Source organism: Mesorhizobium sp. M7A.F.Ca.CA.004.04.2.1 (assembly GCF_004022825.1).
Classification (GTDB): Bacteria; Pseudomonadota; Alphaproteobacteria; order Rhizobiales; family Rhizobiaceae; genus Mesorhizobium.
Genome location: NZ_RZPH01001782.1, coordinates 1 through 466, shown reverse-complemented (window position 1 = coordinate 466; position 466 = coordinate 1). Strand labels below are relative to the sequence as shown.

1 pseudogene is annotated in these 466 nt (G+C 62.9%); it reads right to left on the bottom strand.

Annotated elements, in window-relative coordinates:
• A pseudogene (locus EN893_RS37555) lies at nt 1-466 on the bottom strand (excinuclease ABC subunit C); the annotation flags it as partial.

Sequence of the window (466 nt, the reverse complement as noted above, 5' to 3'; positions counted from 1 at the left end):
CTTGCGCACCGCAGTCATCTGGCCCTGGCCACCGTCGATCAGGATGACATCGGGCCAGGCCGGGAAGCTGCCGGAGATATCGTCCTCCATATCGTCCGCCGAACCATCAGCCGCATCCCCAGCCGGGACATCGCCATGCTCCTTCAGCAGCCGCGAAAAACGTCGCTCCATCACCTCGCGCATCATGCCGAAATCGTCGCCAGGTGTGATCTCGGTCGAGCGGATGTTGAATTTCCGGTACTGGTTCTTCACGAACCCTTCCGGTCCGGCGACGACCATGGCGCCGACCGCGTTGGTGCCCATGATGTGTGAGTTGTCGTAAACCTCGATGCGCACCGGCGGCTTGGCCAGGCCGAATGTCTCGGCGAAACCCGCAAGCAGGCGTCCCTGGGTGGAGGTTTCAGCCAGCCGGCGTCCGAGCGCTTCGCGGGCATTCTGCAAAGCGTTGTCGGTCAGGTCCTTCTTC